The 17,079-nt window shown below is 54.0% G+C and carries 12 protein-coding genes; 4 read left to right on the forward strand and 8 right to left on the reverse strand.

The annotated features are described in order from the left end of the window. Positions 1 to 117 precede the first annotated feature (117 nt). Both AC5EFR_RS03845 and AC5EFR_RS03850 read left to right on the forward strand, forming a co-directional pair. Positions 118 to 3,789 (forward strand): vitamin B12-dependent ribonucleotide reductase, encoded by a 3,672-nt coding sequence (locus tag AC5EFR_RS03845; protein WP_493574640.1) that lies wholly within the window; start codon positions 118 to 120, stop codon positions 3,787 to 3,789. Between the two features lie 202 nt (positions 3,790 to 3,991). Beyond that, positions 3,992 to 4,861: a glycosyltransferase family protein gene (locus tag AC5EFR_RS03850; RefSeq protein WP_493574641.1), complete on the forward strand. Its 870-nt coding sequence runs from the start codon at positions 3,992 to 3,994 to the stop codon at positions 4,859 to 4,861. Positions 4,862 to 5,046: 185 nt separating this feature from the next. On the opposite strand, the gene AC5EFR_RS03855 is transcribed toward AC5EFR_RS03850, so the two are convergent. Further along, positions 5,047 to 6,555: a calcium-binding protein gene (locus AC5EFR_RS03855; protein ID WP_493574642.1), complete on the reverse strand. Its 1,509-nt coding sequence runs from the start codon at positions 6,553 to 6,555 to the stop codon at positions 5,047 to 5,049. A gap of 198 nt (positions 6,556 to 6,753) precedes the next feature. Continuing rightward, positions 6,754 to 7,968, reverse strand: a complete 1,215-nt coding sequence (locus AC5EFR_RS03860; protein WP_493574643.1) for an NADP-dependent isocitrate dehydrogenase — start codon at positions 7,966 to 7,968, stop codon at positions 6,754 to 6,756. 474 nt (positions 7,969 to 8,442) lie between these two features. Here AC5EFR_RS03860 and AC5EFR_RS03865 point away from each other — a divergent pair, with 474 nt between their 5' ends. Beyond that, positions 8,443 to 9,759, forward strand: a complete 1,317-nt coding sequence (locus AC5EFR_RS03865; protein WP_493574644.1) for a methyl-accepting chemotaxis protein — start codon at positions 8,443 to 8,445, stop codon at positions 9,757 to 9,759. Here AC5EFR_RS03865 and AC5EFR_RS03870 read toward each other — a convergent pair whose 3' ends face one another. The 4 genes from AC5EFR_RS03870 to AC5EFR_RS03885 form a co-directional block, all read right to left on the reverse strand. Continuing rightward, on the reverse strand, positions 9,760 to 10,962 hold the full coding sequence (locus AC5EFR_RS03870) for a multidrug effflux MFS transporter (RefSeq protein WP_493574645.1): 1,203 nt from the start codon (positions 10,960 to 10,962) through the stop codon (positions 9,760 to 9,762). 283 nt (positions 10,963 to 11,245) lie between these two features. Continuing rightward, positions 11,246 to 11,626, reverse strand: a complete 381-nt coding sequence (locus AC5EFR_RS03875; RefSeq protein WP_493574646.1) for a potassium channel family protein — start codon at positions 11,624 to 11,626, stop codon at positions 11,246 to 11,248. Next, positions 11,626 to 12,267: a DsbA family oxidoreductase gene (locus tag AC5EFR_RS03880; RefSeq protein ID WP_493574647.1), complete on the reverse strand. Its 642-nt coding sequence runs from the start codon at positions 12,265 to 12,267 to the stop codon at positions 11,626 to 11,628. The genes AC5EFR_RS03875 and AC5EFR_RS03880 overlap by 1 nt, the downstream gene beginning before the upstream one ends. A gap of 52 nt (positions 12,268 to 12,319) precedes the next feature. Then, a complete protein-coding gene (locus AC5EFR_RS03885; RefSeq protein WP_493574648.1) occupies positions 12,320 to 13,834 on the reverse strand; it encodes a class I adenylate-forming enzyme family protein in 1,515 nt (504 codons plus the stop codon). Between the two features lie 91 nt (positions 13,835 to 13,925). Between AC5EFR_RS03885 and AC5EFR_RS03890 the strand changes: the two genes are divergently transcribed. Further along, the gene (locus tag AC5EFR_RS03890; RefSeq protein ID WP_493574649.1) at positions 13,926 to 14,549 is read left to right on the forward strand and encodes a helix-turn-helix domain-containing protein; all 624 of its coding nucleotides are present in this window, start codon (positions 13,926 to 13,928) and stop codon (positions 14,547 to 14,549) included. A gap of 75 nt (positions 14,550 to 14,624) precedes the next feature. Here AC5EFR_RS03890 and AC5EFR_RS03895 read toward each other — a convergent pair whose 3' ends face one another. Both AC5EFR_RS03895 and AC5EFR_RS03900 read right to left on the reverse strand, forming a co-directional pair. Then, entirely contained in the window at positions 14,625 to 15,917 is a 1,293-nt protein-coding gene (locus tag AC5EFR_RS03895) for a branched-chain amino acid ABC transporter permease (RefSeq protein ID WP_493574650.1), read from the reverse strand. Further along, positions 15,914 to 16,924 (reverse strand): branched-chain amino acid ABC transporter permease, encoded by a 1,011-nt coding sequence (locus AC5EFR_RS03900; RefSeq protein WP_493574651.1) that lies wholly within the window; start codon positions 16,922 to 16,924, stop codon positions 15,914 to 15,916. Before AC5EFR_RS03900 ends, AC5EFR_RS03895 begins: the two co-directional genes overlap by 4 nt. Positions 16,925 to 17,079 lie beyond the last annotated feature (155 nt).

The following is a 17,079-nucleotide window of genomic DNA, read 5'->3' on the forward strand; positions in this document are numbered from 1 at the left end:
CGCCGGATCACACCGGTGGTCGCGCACCACTCACGCGGCACGGTCGTTCTTTGCCCATCGTGTTCCGCAACAGGAGGCGCATATAACGGGGACAGCCAGAGAGACGGGGCAGCACTGATGAAAATCGAGCGCAAATTTACCAAAGCAGGCCAGGACGCATATGAAGGCGTCGAATTTGTCACCACAAGTTCTGAGATTCGGAACCCGGACGGGACTGTTGTTTTCTCAAACGACAATCTCGAAGTGCCGGCAAAGTGGAGCCAAGTGGCCAGCGATGTCATTGCGCAAAAGTATTTCCGCAAAGCGGGTGTTCCCGTCGCTCTGAAACGCGTCCCCGAAGATGGCGTTCCCGAATTCCTTTGGCGGTCGGAACCCGCAGAAGACGGCACGGAAATCATCGGCGAAAGCTCAGCCAAACAGGTTTTTGATCGACTTGCCGGGGCTTGGGCCTATTGGGGTTGGAAGGGCGGCTATTTCAGCACCGACGAAGACGCCCGCGCGTATTTCGACGAGATGCGCTTTATGCTTGCCACCCAAATGGCCGCTCCCAATAGCCCACAATGGTTTAACACCGGCCTACATTGGGCCTATGGCATCGATGGCCCCGGTCAGGGCCATTTCTATGTCGACTACAAGACCGGCGAACTCACCGCCTCTGACAGCGCCTATGAGCACCCACAGCCGCACGCTTGCTTTATCCAGTCCGTGAGCGATGATCTGGTCAAAGAGGGCGGTATCATGGACCTCTGGGTGCGTGAGGCGCGCCTGTTCAAATATGGTTCTGGCACTGGCACCAACTTCTCGTCCTTGCGCGCCGAAGGCGAGGCGCTTTCGGGTGGTGGTAAATCTTCTGGCCTGATGGGCTTCTTGAAAATCGGTGACCGCGCCGCGGGTGCGATCAAATCCGGTGGCACCACACGTCGCGCCGCCAAGATGGTGATCTGTGACGCCGATCACCCTGATATCGAAGAATTCATCAACTGGAAGGTCAAAGAAGAGCAAAAGGTTGCGTCAATCGTTGCCGGCTCCAAGATGCATGAGAAAATGCTGAACGGCATTTTCGCGGCGATCAAAGCCTGGGACGGTGCCGAGGCCGACGCCTATGACCCCAAGAAGAACGATACCCTTAAGAACGCTATTCGCGAAGCCAAAAAGACGATGATCCCCGAGACTTATGTCAAACGGGTCTTGGATTACGCCAAGCAGGGCTACGCCAGCATCGAATTCCCGACCTATGACACCGATTGGGATAGCGAAGCTTATGCCAGCGTCTCGGGCCAGAACTCCAACAACTCGATCCGAGTCACCGATGCCTTTCTAAAGGCTGTTAAAGACGATGCCGATTGGGAGCTGATCCGTCGCACGGATGGTAGCGTTGCCAAAACCATCAAGGCGCGTGATCTTTGGGAAAATGTCGGGCACGCCGCTTGGGCCTGTGCCGATCCCGGTATTCAATTCCACGACACCGTGAACGCTTGGCACACATGCCCCGAAGATGGCGCGATCCGTGGTTCCAACCCGTGCTCGGAATACATGTTCCTGGATGACACCGCTTGTAACTTGGCGTCGATGAACCTGCTGACCTTCCTCAAAGGCGATCGGTTCGACGCCGAGAGCTATATGCATGCCACACGCCTGTGGACGCTGACGCTGGAAATCTCGGTCACGATGGCACAGTTCCCGTCCAAGGAAATCGCCCAACTCTCCTATGATTTCCGCACCTTGGGTCTTGGCTATGCCAATATTGGCGGTCTGTTGATGAACCTCGGCCTAAGCTATGACAGCGTCGAAGGCCGCGCCTTGGCCGGGTCGTTGACCGCGATCATGACGGGTGTCTCTTATGCGACCTCGGCGGAAATCGCCGGTGAGCTGGGTCCGTTTTCGGGCTACAAACGCAACAAAGCCCATATGCTGCGCGTCATCCGCAACCACCGCAACGCCGCCTATGGTGCGACATCAGGCTATGACGGGTTGGACATCAAGCCGGTGCCACTCGATCACGCGGGTTGCCCTGATGGCACCTTGGTTGAACTGGCGATGAGCTGCTGGGACGAGGCGCTGCGCCTTGGGGAACAGCATGGTTACCGCAACGCCCAAACCTCGGTTATCGCACCGACGGGCACCATTGGACTTGTCATGGACTGTGACACCACCGGGATCGAACCTGATTTCGCTCTGGTAAAGTTCAAGAAACTTGCCGGTGGCGGTTACTTTAAAATCATCAACCGCTCGGTTCCTGCGGCGCTTGATACGCTTGGCTATTCTAGCGCTCAGATCGAAGAGATCATTGGTTACGCCGTCGGTCACCAGACCCTCGGCAATGCACCTGGCATCAACCATACCTCGTTGATCGGACACGGTTTTGGCCCGGCACAGATCGAAAAGCTCGAAGGTGCCTTGGCCACCGCGTTTGACATTCGCTTTGTGTTCAACCAGTGGACTTTGGGCGAAGAGTTCTGTCAGGACGTGCTCGGCATCCCGAGTGAAAAACTGAATGACCCGACCTTCGATTTGCTCCGTCATCTTGGGTATTCCAAGGCCGATATTGAAGCGGCCAACGACCATGTTTGTGGCACGATGACGCTCGAAGGCGCACCACATCTACGCGCACAGGATTATCCGGTCTTTGACTGTGCCAACCCGTGCGGCAAGAAAGGCAGGCGTTACCTGTCGGTCAATGCCCATATCGACATGATGGCGGCGGCCCAGTCGTTCATTTCGGGGGCAATCTCCAAGACCATCAACATGGCCAACGACGCCACGATTGAAGATTGTCAGGCCGCCTATGAGCGCAGCTGGAAGATGGGTGTCAAAGCCAACGCGCTTTATCGTGATGGCTCTAAACTGTCGCAACCATTGGCCGCTGCTTTGGTTGAAGACGATGATGAAGCCGCCGAGGTTCTTGAAACCGGCAACCCGCAAGAAAAAGCACAGGTTCTGGCGGAAAAGATCGTTGAAAAGATTGTGGTCAAAGAGATCATCAAATCTGAGCGCACCAAAATGCCAGAGCGCCGCAAAGGCTATACGCAAAAGGCGGTTGTTGGCGGTCACAAAGTCTATCTGCGGACCGGCGAATATTCGGACGGCTCTTTGGGTGAGATCTTTATCGACATGCACAAAGAAGGGGCGGGTTTCCGCGCCATGATGAACAACTTCGCCATCGCGGTGTCGGTTGGGCTTCAATATGGTGTACCGCTTGAGGAATTTGTCGACGCCTTCACCTTCACCAAGTTCGAACCGGCGGGCATGGTTCAGGGCAATGACAGCATCAAAAACGCCACATCAATCCTCGATTATATCTTCCGTGAATTGGCGGTGAGCTACCTCGATCGCACCGATCTGGCCCATGTTAAACCCGAAGGCGCGTCGTTTGATGATCTGGGTCGTGGCCAAGAAGAAGGCGTGGCCAACGTCAAAGAACTGTCGGAAACAGCCGCGGATAAGTCCTTGGCTGTGCTGAAACAAATCAGCTCGACAGGCTATCTGCGCAAGCGCCTTCCTCAAGAGCTGGTGGTTCTGCAAGGTGGGCAGGCCGGGGCCGTTGCCCTTGGTCAACCCGGTTCCGATCCGGTTCAAGCGCTCAACACATTGGTGCCCGAAACCTCAGTGACACCTGTGGCGGACGCACCGGTGATGGAAACATCCATGCCCGCGATGAACGCCGTCAGCCGCGCCAAGATGCAGGGCTATGAAGGCGAGGCCTGTGGCGATTGCGGCAACTACACACTGGTGCGCAACGGCACATGTATGAAGTGTAACACCTGCGGATCAACATCCGGGTGTAGCTAAGGAAGACGAGGGGCGGGTCAATGATCCGCCCCTCGCGCTTTTCCGGGGTCGGTGCGCTGACCCTGAACGCGGGTAGGGCCGCAGGCAAAAATCAAGGGCGGTGAAATATAGGAGCCCTATCAGCGAAACTAACAGGGTCCCAACCGGGGCCCTTTTTTCTGGGTCTGCAATGGGTTAGCTTGTGGCAAACAGGGGGCTTGCCATGAAAATAGCCGCATTGACGATGGTCTATCGGGATTACTGGGCGCTGTCGCGTTGGTACGCGCATCATGGCGCACAGATTGGGTTTGAAAACCTGTTTATCGTCGCGCATGGTGCCGACCCCAAGATCGGACAGATCTGCCCCAAGGCCAGCATCCTAACCATAGCCCGCGATAATTTTGACGATTTCGACAAGACACGCGCGGCACTTTTGAACGGGATTCATGCCGGGCTTGATGCCGTTTATGATTGGGTGATCCGGTCCGACGCCGATGAGTTGATTTGTTTTGATCCAGATCGCTTTGACAACCTTGGCGACGCAATTGCGGCCAACGCCGATGCTCCGGTCCTGACGGCGCTCGGGTTCGATCTTGTCGAAATGCCCGGCGATGCCCCGATGCAGCAAGGGCCAGTCTTTGCCCAGCGTCAGCATATCGGCTTTAGCGGGCATTATTCCAAGGCCGTGGCATCCCGCCGGGCCATTGATTTCTCGCTACATGGGGTGCGGGTTGCGACACGGCGGCTTGAGGCGTTTCCGTTTCACATGCCGCGTGGGTTGTTTCTCGCGCATTTGAAATACGCAAATCAGGCCGCCCTAGTTGATGGAACGACGGTGCGTATGGAAGTGGGCAACGCCGAAGGGCGCGGTCTACCAGGGGCAGGGTGGCAGGCCGCAGATGAGGATGCGGTAAAGTTTAGAACCACCTTTTCAGAAAAACCGGTGGTGGCCTGGGAGAAAGCCGAGGCCAAAGCGCACGCAACCTTGAGCGTGAAACCCGCCAGATTGGCGCGTTACAACCTTGTGAAAACGCGGGCATTGAAGCTGCCTTATCGCTCAAACCTACCAGCTCAGTTTTCTGCTCAAGGATAGCAAAGCCGGAAGCGGCCTTGGGGTCGACATCTGTCATTCAAACAGATGTAAAACACCAAGGCCTTCAACCTCTTCGGCGCAACCGAAGCCATCGTCCAGCTTTCCTTGCAACGGATCAATTGATGGGTTCAGACCCTAAGAGTAAATTTTATTTCAGATTTGAGCGGCCGACCACTCGTTGTTTTCTATGGACTTAAGTCTGTGCCCGGAACCATTGTCGAAAGAGGCGCTAAATGGATCACGTCGGCGGCAATGTCGTCGGGATCTGTGACGCTCAACAAGCGGGCCACTTCTTGCTCATCCCCGCCTTCGGTTTTGAGCAGAACTGACAGCGAGTCGGATTGTTCATCTTGGTACAGTTCAACCCAAGACGTGTCGGGATCAAACCAATCAGGGTAGGCAATGACCAACTTGTCGTGCGCAGGATCAAAATCTTGAACCTCAGTCACGTCTTGGCTGGCCATCTGGGTCCAGACTATATCGCTCCCGTCTCCTGTCATCACACTTTGTCCGGCATGATCCAGAATGACATCATCGCCCGAACCACCGCTCAAGGTGCCGCCGATCATATCCGACGACACAAGCGTGTCGTTCCCCTCATCTCCGCGCAGAATTTTCAGCCCCGCGCTACCATCTGAAAGGATCAAATCGTTGCCTGTACCACCAGATAGTATTTGATCGCTGCCATAGGATTGAAGTGTATCGTCACCATCGCCGCCTTCAAAATGAGAAATGTGATCGGAATAGTACGAAAACAAATAGTCATCCCCCTCATCCCCAAACAGCGTGTCATTTCCTTGTCTGGCGTCAAGCGTGTCATGTCCTGAACCGCCACGCAGCACGTCGTTGTCCTCGTGACCGACCAACTCATCGTGACCCGTTCCCCCAACAAGACTGTCATCACCGTGACCTCCACCCAGAAAGTCATTTCCGTCGCCGCCAATAATTGTGTCGTCGCCGCGATCAAGCAATCCATTGCCAGCGTATCCGCCCCATAGGATATCATCCCCGGAATTGCCAAAAATCTGATCATCGCCAAGTCGGCCTGCAAGGGTGTCTTCGCCTTGGCCACCATCCATCACATCTGCGGTGCGAGACCCATCAATCACATCGTCCCCATCTTCGCCATAAGCGCTATATCCTAGCGAGGGAACTGGGTCACTAAATTGATTATTGGGAGTTATGAAGTCATCTCCTTCCCCCCCAAACACCGTATCGCCATAAGAGGTTTCAATCGTGTCATCGCCGTCTTCACCATAGGCAAGATCAGCTCCGTCTTCGGTGTGAATGAAATCGTTGCCGCTGCCGCCGCTAAGCTGATCGGCTCCGCTCCCGCCGCCAAGCACGTCATCGCCAGGGCCACCTTGAAGACTATCAGCCTCGGCACCGCCCAAAAGGGTGTCGTTGCCATTCTCTCCACGCAGGTCATCTGCCCCCTGATTATCGGTGATTAAATCGTCACCGTTGCCCCCGAAAATCAGATCGCTGCCCAACCCGCCAATAGCGCGGTCATTGCCGTCGCCTGCATAAATGCTGTCGTTTCCGGCCAGGCCTTCGATTTCGTCGTTCCCACCTTCGCCGAAGAGCGCATCACTTCCCTCCGAACCGATAATGGTATCGTCTTCGTCTGATCCAACACCGTAAAGAACACCGACGCTGCCCGCAGCAGCCAAAAGAGCCAAATAGATAAACATGTAAGTCCCCACATCTACACGAAACAAAATGTGTCGTTATTTTAAGGGGTTGCGGTATGAGATCAATGAGGCCGACCGGATGAATGACAAATGTGGCAATACAATTTTAGTTAAAAAGAACAATAGTAATTAAATTGTATGATTGTTTCTCAATGAAAAACGGGGGCCATGACGCCCCCCGTTTCCCCGTCTTGGTTTTTAGCCCTTGAGGGCGTTGTTCAGGTTTTCGTCGATTTTCTCAAGGAACCCCATTGTCGTGAGCCAGCCTTGATTCGGACCAACCAAGAGGGCCAGATCCTTGGTCATATGGCCGGATTCGACCGTATCAATGATGACCTTTTCCAAGGTTTCCGCAAAGGTTGTCAGAGCCGTGTTTTCATCAAGCTTAGCGCGGTGTTTCAACGCCCCGGTCCAAGCGTAGATAGAGGCAATTGAGTTGGTCGACGTGGCTTCGCCGGCCTGATGTTGGCGGTAATGTCGGGTGACAGTGCCGTGTGCGGCCTCAGCCTCAACAATCTTGCCATCCGGGGTCATCAGTTGTGAGGCCATCATACCAAGCGACCCAAACCCCTGAGCAACGGTATCAGACTGGACATCGCCATCGTAATTTTTACAGGCCCAGACAAAACCGCCGTTCCATTTCAAGGCACAAGCGACCATATCGTCAATCAACCGGTGCTGGTATTCAATCCCGGCTTCCTTGAACTGCGCTTCAAATTCCTCCTCAAAGATTTCTTGGAAGATGTCTTTGAACCGGCCGTCATAGGCCTTGAGAATGGTGTTCTTGGTGGACAAATACACCGGCCAGCCGAGGTTGAGACCGTAGTTCATCGACGCGCGGGCGAAATCGCGGATCGAGTCATCAAGATTGTACATGCCCATTGTCACCCCAGCGCTTGGGGCGTCATAGATTTCTTTCTCTATGATCGTGCCGTCTTCGCCCTCGAATTTCATCGTGATCTTGCCCTTGCCGGGAAAGCGAAAATCGGTGGCTTTGTATTGATCACCAAAGGCATGGCGTCCGACGACAATCGGTTGTGTCCAACCGGGCACAAGGCGAGGGACGTTTTTGCAAATGATCGGCTGACGGAAGACAACGCCGCCAAGGATGTTGCGAATGGTGCCGTTCGGGCTCCTCCACATCTTTTTTAGGCCGAACTCCTCAACACGTTGTTCGTCCGGGGTGATGGTCGCGCATTTGACAGCGACGCCAATTTCTTTCGTCTTTTCCGCGGCATCAATGGTGATTTGATCCTCGGTACGATCACGTTCTTCGATCCCAAGATCGTAGTAGAGCAGATCAATATCCAGATAAGGCAATATCAATTTGTCTTTGATGAATTGCCACATAATCCGTGTCATTTCATCGCCATCCATTTCGACAATGGGGTTTTCAACCTTGATTTTAGTCATCCCGGTCCTCTTTGGTTTTGCGTGTGTTGCCACGAGACATACAGCAAATTGGTAAACAATCAAGTACAGTATACATTGGTATACAAAAATCAGAGGGATGAGTGGGTTCAATTGAAGATAGATTTCCAGAGTCGTTAATGGCCCCGAAATTGTGGTCTGGTATGTCCAGCAAGTGACATGCGGCCAGACATGTCCGGTTCGGTACAGCTACGCGTTGCGAAAACTGTTATGATTGGAGTGTTGAGGATGAATTTTCTGGAACGGGTCTTGCGAAAATTTGGTCGATGGAATTTGCCCTTGGTGGCATGTCTCTTCTTGGTGCCGGTAACCGTTTTCTCAGCCTACTTTTCCCATTCGTCGATCGCCGTCGCTGTGTTAGGAGCTGTTAGTTTATCGGGCATAGCGCTCTTGTCGCACAAGTTTACACCTTTGTTTGCGGACTATGTGACAACGGGATCTGTCTTGGGACAATCAATGTTGATTACAGCACTGTTTGATAGTCACCCTTGGCAAAGCGATACGCATGTCATGTACTTCGCGCTTCTTGCATTGCTGTCAACGATGGGGCGTATTCCGGTCTTGTTCTGGGCTTGCGGGTTGTCAATGACCCATCAAATTGTCTTAACTCTTGTGGCACCCAATTTGCTTTTTGTATCCGGGGGGCTACTAAACGATTTACTGCGCACAGGATTCCATTGTGGTGTGGTCATGATCGAAGCGTCGATTTTGTGCGTCGCGATCGCTCAAAGAACTGCGGCCGCCCGAAAGATTGAACGTAAAAGTTTGGAACTCGAAGCTGAAACGCTGCTCGTCGCAGAGTCGCAACAAGATGCGGAACGAGCGCATAACCAAGCCAGTGTTGTGATTGCGGCGTTCCGGGAAACGTTGACCAAGTTGTCAGGACGAGATTTGACCTGCGAAATTGAGGAGGAGTTTCCAAAAGAATACGATCTTTTGCGGGAAGACTACAATTTTGCAATACAAACGCTGCGCGAAGCTTTCTCACGGGCCGACAACGTTTCCGATGACTTCGCCATTGATGCGCAGGATCTGGCCAAGGCCATGCGATCTATGTCCCTCTTAACAGATTCTCAGGCCAAATCGTTAACCGAAGTGACCGAAACGGCGGCGAGCCTAAAAGCCGCCTTGGGGGAAACCGCAGATCAAGCAAAGCAAGCGGCCAAAAGCGCGGGGGAGGTTCGAGCCAGCGCCCAGCAGGGGGGCGAGGTGACACATAACGCCATTGAAGCAATGCGTGAAATCGAAGCCTCCTCGCGTGAGATTTCCCAGATTGTGGAATTGATTGACGATGTGTCATTTCAAACCAACCTGCTCGCACTGAATGCCGGGGTAGAAGCCGCGCGGGCAGGGGAAGCAGGCAAAGGTTTCGCGGTCGTAGCCGCAGAAGTGCGGCAATTGGCGCAAAGCACATCCGAAGCCGCAAATGGTATCAAAAGTCTGATCTCAGACAGCAGTGATCAGGTCACTGCCGGGGCCGAACTCGTCAACGCCGCCGGTCGACATTTGGATGAAATATCTGCCCAAATTGCCAATATGGACGAGCTGACCACATCTATTTCGCAGAAAAACCACCAACAATCACAAGCGTTGAACAGCTTGCATAACATGGTTCAATCCGCAGATGAAGAAACGCGCAAAACTGTTGAAATGGGAAAAACACTTGGGGCAATGAGCCGCCGAATGACATCGGCATCTGAGAGACTATCCGCAGATATGGGGGCCTTTACCCTTTCTGGAAATGACCTTCGAGACACCAAAGTGGCGGCGTGACTACGCTTTGGCTTCGGCTTTGGCCATCGCGATCATCGCGGCGAGCGCCAGGGCCGAATAGGTCAAAATGCCGACCACCAAAGGCAGGATCGTACCATCAAAGCTAAGTGAAATCGGCGCGGCGAGTGCGACGGCAACAACAGTGGCAACCGAGCCGATAATTGATGCCGCCAATCCGGCAATATGGCCCATGGGTTCCATCGCGATAGCGTTCAAATTTCCCAGCGTTAATCCGATTTGGAAGAACACCGATGTTTGCCAAAACACAAAGGCGAAAAAGGCGATGTCTCCGGAAACGCCCCAAAGAAACCCTACCAACATCACCGAACTAAACACCAATTGGGCATATAATATCGTGGTAATAAGCCTGCGCATTCCAACCTTCATAACCAACGCCGCATTCACAAAACTGGAAAGCCCGGCGACCACAGCAATGCCCCCAAACCAATAGGGGAAGGTCTCTGCGCGTCCAAAGACGATGTCATAGACGGGTTGAACCGATGAAATCAGGGAAAACAAAATGCCAAAACAAAACCCTTGAGCAACGATAGACCAACGCACCACTGGGCTCGTGAGCATTTCTTTTATGGCGGTCCAAATCGACAAAAACGTGAAAGGGCGTCTGTCTGATTTGGCCAAGGTTTCGGGCATTCTAACACCGAACCAAAAGCAAGCAATTGTAGCAAAGGCCGCAAAGGCCCAAAAGACTGCCGGCCAACCGGCCCAAACTATCAATCCGGCTCCAAGCAACGGGGCAATCGCAGGCACCAAGGTGAAAATGATCATCACAAAAGAAATGGTCCGCGCCATTTCCCGTCCAGAATAGAGATCACGCAAGAGTGCCAATGATACAATGCGTGGACCCGCAGCACCAAGCCCTTGGATCAACCTCGCGACCAAAAGAGTTTCAAGATTTTGCGCCCACGCCCCCGCCAGTGCACCCAGAACGTAGATTATAGTGCCCAACAATACAATTGAACGCCGTCCGAACCTATCGGATAATGGACCGGCGACCAATGTGCCCAATCCCATTCCAAGGACAAAGCTTGTCACCACAAATTGCGCGCGATTGACATCATCTGGTGTCATTGTTTTTGCAATTTCCGGGAGGGCCGGCAACATCGCGTCAATTGAAAAGGCGATTGTCGCAAAGAGCATCGCCACCAGAGCGATCACTTCAGTTTTATGTGGCAACGGGCGCATAGTACCTCTCAAGCACGGCAAATCGCTATCAGAAGTAAACTGCGTTGAACAGAGGCATATTTGATGTGTCAAATATACTCCTTTAGACGCCCTCAAGGTGAGGAAAAACCACAAGGAAACAAACGCTTCTCGCCCTAGGATTGTCACCTGCTTTGGAATGTGTGCCTTGGCTTCTAGTCCGCGTGAAACAAGTGAAGCAGGTGCCGCATTGTTCGAAAACAGTGTCTTTGCATATGACGTCTTTGAGCAGGCCGGCGGTCATGCTGCTTTTGGCCATCAATAGTTATAAATTGGGCGCGGATTTTTTGGCGCTCTGAACGGTTGGGGCCGTGTCATCATTTGCGGCCTCTTCCTCGTCTTCCTTGCCAAGACTGGCGACAAGAATTTCAGAATGATGTTCCCGTTTTCGGATTGCGTAATGCCCAAACTGTTGAATGGCCGCAGCAAAAATCCCAAGACCGGCAACGATAAAAACCGTCGTGCCAATTTTTCCAATCACAGTCTCAGGAACAAGTTCACCGTAGCCAACCGTGGACAGGGTGACGACGGTGAAAAAATAGGCGTCAATCCAGGACCAGCCCTCGATAAACTTAAAAAACACCGTTCCGCCGGCGATGATGGACAATAGCATGCCAACCAAAGTGTAGCCACGGTATTTCGTCATTACCCTTGCTCCGTTTCCTGACGCAACTCGGCGATCACTTTAGTCCACAATTCAGGCGGTTGCGCACCGGGAACGGCGTGTTTGCCCGCGACGATAAAGGTTGGAACCGACGAAATGCCCATGCCGCGCGCCGCAGCATCGCGTTCAACGATTTCGCGTTTGTCTTCATCGCTTTGCAGCAGGCGCAAAACAACGCTGGCATCCATCGCACAGGTATCAGCAATATCCGCCAAAACCTCGTGATCCGAAATGTCACGACCCTCGACAAAATAGGCGCGGAACATGGCCGACACGACGGCGGTTTGAGTGCCTTCAATTGCCGACCAATGGATCAGACGGTGGGCATCAATGGTGTTTGGAGTCCGAGTGATTTTATCAAGGTGGATCTCAAGCCCAGCTTGCTCGGCATGTTCATGCACCGGAAGATAGGCCTGAACCGCGCCCTCTTGACCGCCAAACTTGCCTTCAAGGTATTCGCGCCGGTCCATGCCGTCCTTTGGCATTGCAGGGTTCAACATGAACGGCAGCCAACGGATGTTAAACGGGTGATCGTGGTGGGCGGCCAAGGCCTTGTCGAGCTGGGCTTTGCCAATATAGCACCATGGGCAAATCGGATCGGAAAAAATGTCGAGCTGGATCATATCGGGTCCCCTTTGCCCTCATGTAGCAACCCTAATCAAGGAAGGCGAGGGTTTAACCCGTGACCATGTCCTTGAGCCGCGTGCGCAGCAGTTTGCCATTGGGGTTTTTCGGCATTGCGTCGACGCGGATAAACGTGCGTGGGCATTTATAGCGCGCCAAGCGGCCAGAGGCGATGGATTTGAGGGTGTCCTCATCAAGCGTCTCGTGCGCCGTATAAAACGCCGCGATCAAACGCACGTCCTTTTTGACGGCGATGTCGGTCACGGCCAGCTCCTGAACCCCCGGTAACCCGGCGAGGGCGGCTTCGACTTCGAGCGGTGAAACCCGGTAGCCTCCTGCATTCATCATGTCATCAGACCGTCCTAAATAGCTTATGTCGCCGTTCGCAGTCATGACGGCGCGGTCTCCGGTTAAAAACCAACCGTTGACGTATTTATCCTTGGTTGCCTGTTCCGCCCCGATATAGCCCAGCATCAAACCGGGATCGTCGCGATGAACGGCAATCACCCCTTCTTGACCAATTGGAACGGGGTGACCGCCGTCATCGGTAAGCGCGACCCGACGCCCGATTTGGGGGCGTCCCAGCGTTCCGACCTGTGTCGCAGTACCGGGCGACGAGGAGATAAAGGTCGAACATTCCGACATGCCATAGGCCTCATAAATCTCGGTTCCGGCCACATCTCGCCATTGGTCTCGCAAGCTCGACGAAAGCTTTTCACCCGCCGCCAACCCGTGGCGTAGGTCGGGAAGATCGGGCACAGGAAACTTGAGGATTTGCCGATAAACCCCCGGTGCGGCCGCGAAAATCGTGGCATGGCTTTGGTGCAGCAAAAGCGCTAATTGCGCCGGGTCGGTTCCAGCGGCGGGGATTGTAGCGGTCGCGCCTTTGGTCCAAGGGTCCATCAATCCGGTGCCAAGGGTGTAGGTCCAATTGAAGGCCCCAGCATGAAGGAGCACATCATCAGAGCGCAAATCATACCACCCCTCCATCATCATCTGGCGCGCCCAAATAGCGCGGTGGGCATGGCCAACGGCCCGCGGGACGCCCGAGGTGCCCGAGGTGTAGATGATATAAGCCAGACGATTGGGATCACCCATGTCGTAGTCAGCGGGTGGCAAGGCGTGCCAAGCCTCAAAGGTGTCCGGCTCAAAAGTAGGAATGTCGGTGTCCGGGCAGGCGATACCATCGCCCAGTAAGATCCCGGACGGTGACAGTTGATCTAGAATTTTGGACACTTCGAACGCGGTTAATTGACTTGAGGTCGGCACGGGGACAATCCCTGCCGCAATAGCCCCAAGATAGGCAATCGGGAAATCGACCGAATTTCCGAGCCGCATCAAAAGGATGTCACCCGGGCAAAGTCCAGCCTTTAACAAGCCCGTCGCAGTTCCACGAATGGCGGCGGTTAACTCGGCGTAGGTCCAGCTTTGCTTGCTCGTGGGTGAGACAATTGACAAGGCTATTTTGTCTGGGGTTTTTACACCCGCAGCCAGCACATGCTGTGCAAGGTTGAAAGGCGCGGGGCAGGGCGCAAAGGCGCCTTTGTCAAAGATCGAAACTTCCATGGTTTTGGCCTAAGCCTCCCATCTCGGTGTTTCAAGTGTGATCACGTGCATTGCTTGAAAGGCCGCAGGTCACAGCCTATAGCATGAAGATATGACAAACCGTGATCCCAAAAGCCTGATCCGTATCGCACGCGAAAGCGGCGAAGATTCCGTTGCCGAACCTTTGGACCTTGGTCTGAGGGTGCGGGATTTGCGCAAAGAGCGCAACTGGACGTTGGAGCAAGCCGCCAAACAGGCGGGTCTTGCACGCTCGACCCTATCGAAAATCGAAAACGGCCAGATGTCTCCGACTTATGAAGCCTTGAAAAAGCTGGCGGTTGGTTTGGAGATTTCGGTGCCGCAGCTGTTTACCCAACCACAACAGGAAAAGGTGAACGGCCGTATGGCGGTGAACCGGTCCGGTGAGGGGCAGGAACATGCGACCGCCACCTATGAACACGAATTGTTGGCCGAAAATCTAACCCGCAAAAAGATGCTGCCGTATCGGGCGCGGGTCCGGGCCCGGTCTTTGGACGAATTTGACGGTTGGGTACGTCATGACGGCGAAGAGTTTTTGTATGTTTTGACCGGAGTGGTGAAGCTTTTCACCGAGTTTTACGAACCCATCGAAATGCGGCGCGGTGACAGTGCCTATTATGATTCAACCATGGGTCACAACGTGATTTCAATTTCGGATGAGGATGCGACGATCCTTTGGGTAACATCTCTGACTTGAACCTTTTGGCACCAGTAGACATGGAAAAGGCCCCCGCATATGCAGGGGCCTTTTGTTTTTGAACCCTATGTTGGATCACTTTTCGGGAAGCAATCCTCGTGGGCTAAACCTCAGCACCAGCAACAAGATAACCCCCATGGTCAGCAGACGCATATGCGCAACGCTTGACATCAGATGGGCCTTGAGCTCGGACCCCTCGGCCAGACCGGAGGTCAAGAAGGTCATGATGCCGGGGCCAAGGGTTTCAACCTGCACCCAGAGGAACCAGATCAGGAAACCACCAAGAACCGCACCAAGGTTATTGCCCGAGCCACCAACAATCACCATCACCCAGATCAAGAAGGTGTAGCGCAGCGGTTGGTAGGCCGTGGGGGCAAACAAACCGTCCAAAGTAGTCATCATCGCACCGGCAATGCCACAGATTGCTGACCCAAGGATAAAGACCTGAAGATGGCGGAAGGTGACATCTTTACCCATGGCGCGGGCCGAGACTTCGTTGTCACGAATGGCGCGCATCATCCGCCCCCATGGCGAGTTCAGAGCGAACTGGGCCAAGACCAACAGGATCACCAGAACCACGGTAAAGAGCAGCGAATAGCCGATTTTCACATAGAGGGTTGAGGCGATGGTTGGGTCAAGCCCATAGCCCGCAGCGGATTCAACGAAACCGGGATCATTTTGCAGGTCGATCTCATTTGGCACCGGACGGGGCAAGCCGTTGACGTTTTTAACGCCGCGCGACAGCCAGTCTTCGTTTTTGATAATCGCGATGACGATTTCGGAAATACCCAAAGTGGCAATCGCAAGGTAATCAGATCGTAGACCAAGAGCCGTTTTGCCGATCACCCAAGCCGCCCCCGCCGCCAGTAAACCACCAACTGGCCATGCCAAGATAACGTGAAGGCCGAGGCCACCCAAATAGCCGGTCGCGGCAGGATCAACCGCTTCGATGGCCGAAACCGCCGGATCGCGGACCCAACGATAGCAGACGAAGCCCACCAGCAACATCAGGCCGACAAGCCAGCCTTTGCGCGTGCGTTTGTACATCATGGCCGAGCCGGCAACGGTACAACCCGCCAAGACAATCGCAAACCAAGCCCGCACACCACCGGCTGCCCACGCTTCGGGAACCGGCGAAGTCGAGGTCAACACAACTGCCAAACCACCAAGGGCGACAAAGCCCATGATACCAACGTTAAACAGACCGGCGATGCCCCATTGCAGGTTTACGCCAAGCGCCATGATGGCACTAACGAGGCCCATGTTCAGGATAACAAGCGCAAGGTTCGGCCCTTGGAGAATGCCGGTTCCGATGATCAGCACGGCAACGAGGCCGAACAAAAGGATTGTTCTGAAAGACTGGCTCATACCGATTTCCCCTTGAAGATACCTGTGGGTTTGATGAGCAGCACAATCACCAGGATCATGAAGCTAACGGCAAATTTGTATTCCGTGGCAAGCAGTTGCACGAGGCCTTCGGGTTCAAGGCTTTCGGGCAGTAGATAGACCAGAACCTTTTTCCACGCATAGGTCACCGCAACTTCGGAAAAAGCGATGACAAAGCCACCGGCAATCGCTCCAACTGGGCTTCCTAACCCGCCAACTATGGCGGCCGCAAAGATCGGCAACAAGAGTTGGAAATAGGTGAAGGGTTTATAGCTCTTGTCGAGGCCATAGAGCGTGCCAGCGATGGTCACCAGCGCAGCAACGATGATCCACGTCACCATAACGACGCGCTCCGGGTTGATCCCAGAGAGCAAAGCCAAATCTTCGTTATCGGAAAAGGCGCGCATGGATTTGCCAGTGCGGGTTTTGTTCAGGAACCAGAACAGGGCAATCACAACCACGACGGCGGTTAGAATGGTCAAACCTTGGGTGGTTTTGAATGCCAAACCTTCGCGCAACCCGGTCATGTCCTTGAACTCACGCGCCCGGATAATGAAGCGTTCACCATCCATGAAACGCTGTTCTTCGGCGCCCAGAATGAAACGGGTCAGCCCGTTATAGATGAACATGACCCCGAGCGAGACCATCACCACGATGACCGGTTTGGCCTTTTGCGCGCGATAGAACCGATAAACGACCCGATCGGTTCCCAACATGAGCAAAGCCGTCGCGGCAATGCCAAAGGGGATGGCCAAAAGGGCGGTCGGCAGCGGATGCAGCGAGATGCCCATCGACTGAAACAGCCAGGTGAACAGGATCACCGACATGGTCCCAAAGGCCATGGTGTCGCCATGGGCAAAGTTCGAGAACCGCAAGATCCCGTAGACCAATGTCACCCCAAGCGCACCAAGTGCCAGCTGGCTGCCATAGGTCATCGCCGGGATGAGAACAAAGTTAGAAAGCGCCACAAGGGCGTTGAGAAAATCCATTACGAGTTTCCCTTTTTATCGCGCTTTTTCGAAGTATCGAGGCCAAGGGACCTTGAATACGTCGAAGGGTTGCGGATTGATTTGAAAGGATCGCTGATTGTCCGAATTGCGGACACACAAATCGCGGCACCGGCCAGAAAACTGCCGTTGAGGGC

This window comes from Pelagimonas sp., from assembly GCF_058892305.1.

What these genes read in the sequence shown, in the direction of transcription:
- AC5EFR_RS03865 (WP_493574644.1), top strand. Translation starts at nt 8,443, where the DNA reads ATGTTGATTACAGCACTGTTTGATAGTCACCCTTGGCAAAGCGATACG.
- AC5EFR_RS03855 (WP_493574642.1), bottom strand. Translation starts at nt 6,555, where the DNA reads ATGTTTATCTATTTGGCTCTTTTGGCTGCTGCGGGCAGCGTCGGTGTT.
- AC5EFR_RS03895 (WP_493574650.1), bottom strand. Translation starts at nt 15,917, where the DNA reads ATGAGCCAGTCTTTCAGAACAATCCTTTTGTTCGGCCTCGTTGCCGTG.
- AC5EFR_RS03860 (WP_493574643.1), bottom strand. Translation starts at nt 7,968, where the DNA reads ATGACTAAAATCAAGGTTGAAAACCCCATTGTCGAAATGGATGGCGAT.
- AC5EFR_RS03885 (WP_493574648.1), bottom strand. Translation starts at nt 13,834, where the DNA reads ATGGAAGTTTCGATCTTTGACAAAGGCGCCTTTGCGCCCTGCCCCGCG.
- AC5EFR_RS03900 (WP_493574651.1), bottom strand. Translation starts at nt 16,924, where the DNA reads ATGGATTTTCTCAACGCCCTTGTGGCGCTTTCTAACTTTGTTCTCATC.
- AC5EFR_RS03845 (WP_493574640.1), top strand. Translation starts at nt 118, where the DNA reads ATGAAAATCGAGCGCAAATTTACCAAAGCAGGCCAGGACGCATATGAA.
- AC5EFR_RS03850 (WP_493574641.1), top strand. Translation starts at nt 3,992, where the DNA reads ATGAAAATAGCCGCATTGACGATGGTCTATCGGGATTACTGGGCGCTG.
- AC5EFR_RS03880 (WP_493574647.1), bottom strand. Translation starts at nt 12,267, where the DNA reads ATGATCCAGCTCGACATTTTTTCCGATCCGATTTGCCCATGGTGCTAT.
- AC5EFR_RS03890 (WP_493574649.1), top strand. Translation starts at nt 13,926, where the DNA reads ATGACAAACCGTGATCCCAAAAGCCTGATCCGTATCGCACGCGAAAGC.
- AC5EFR_RS03870 (WP_493574645.1), bottom strand. Translation starts at nt 10,962, where the DNA reads ATGCGCCCGTTGCCACATAAAACTGAAGTGATCGCTCTGGTGGCGATG.
- AC5EFR_RS03875 (WP_493574646.1), bottom strand. Translation starts at nt 11,626, where the DNA reads ATGACGAAATACCGTGGCTACACTTTGGTTGGCATGCTATTGTCCATC.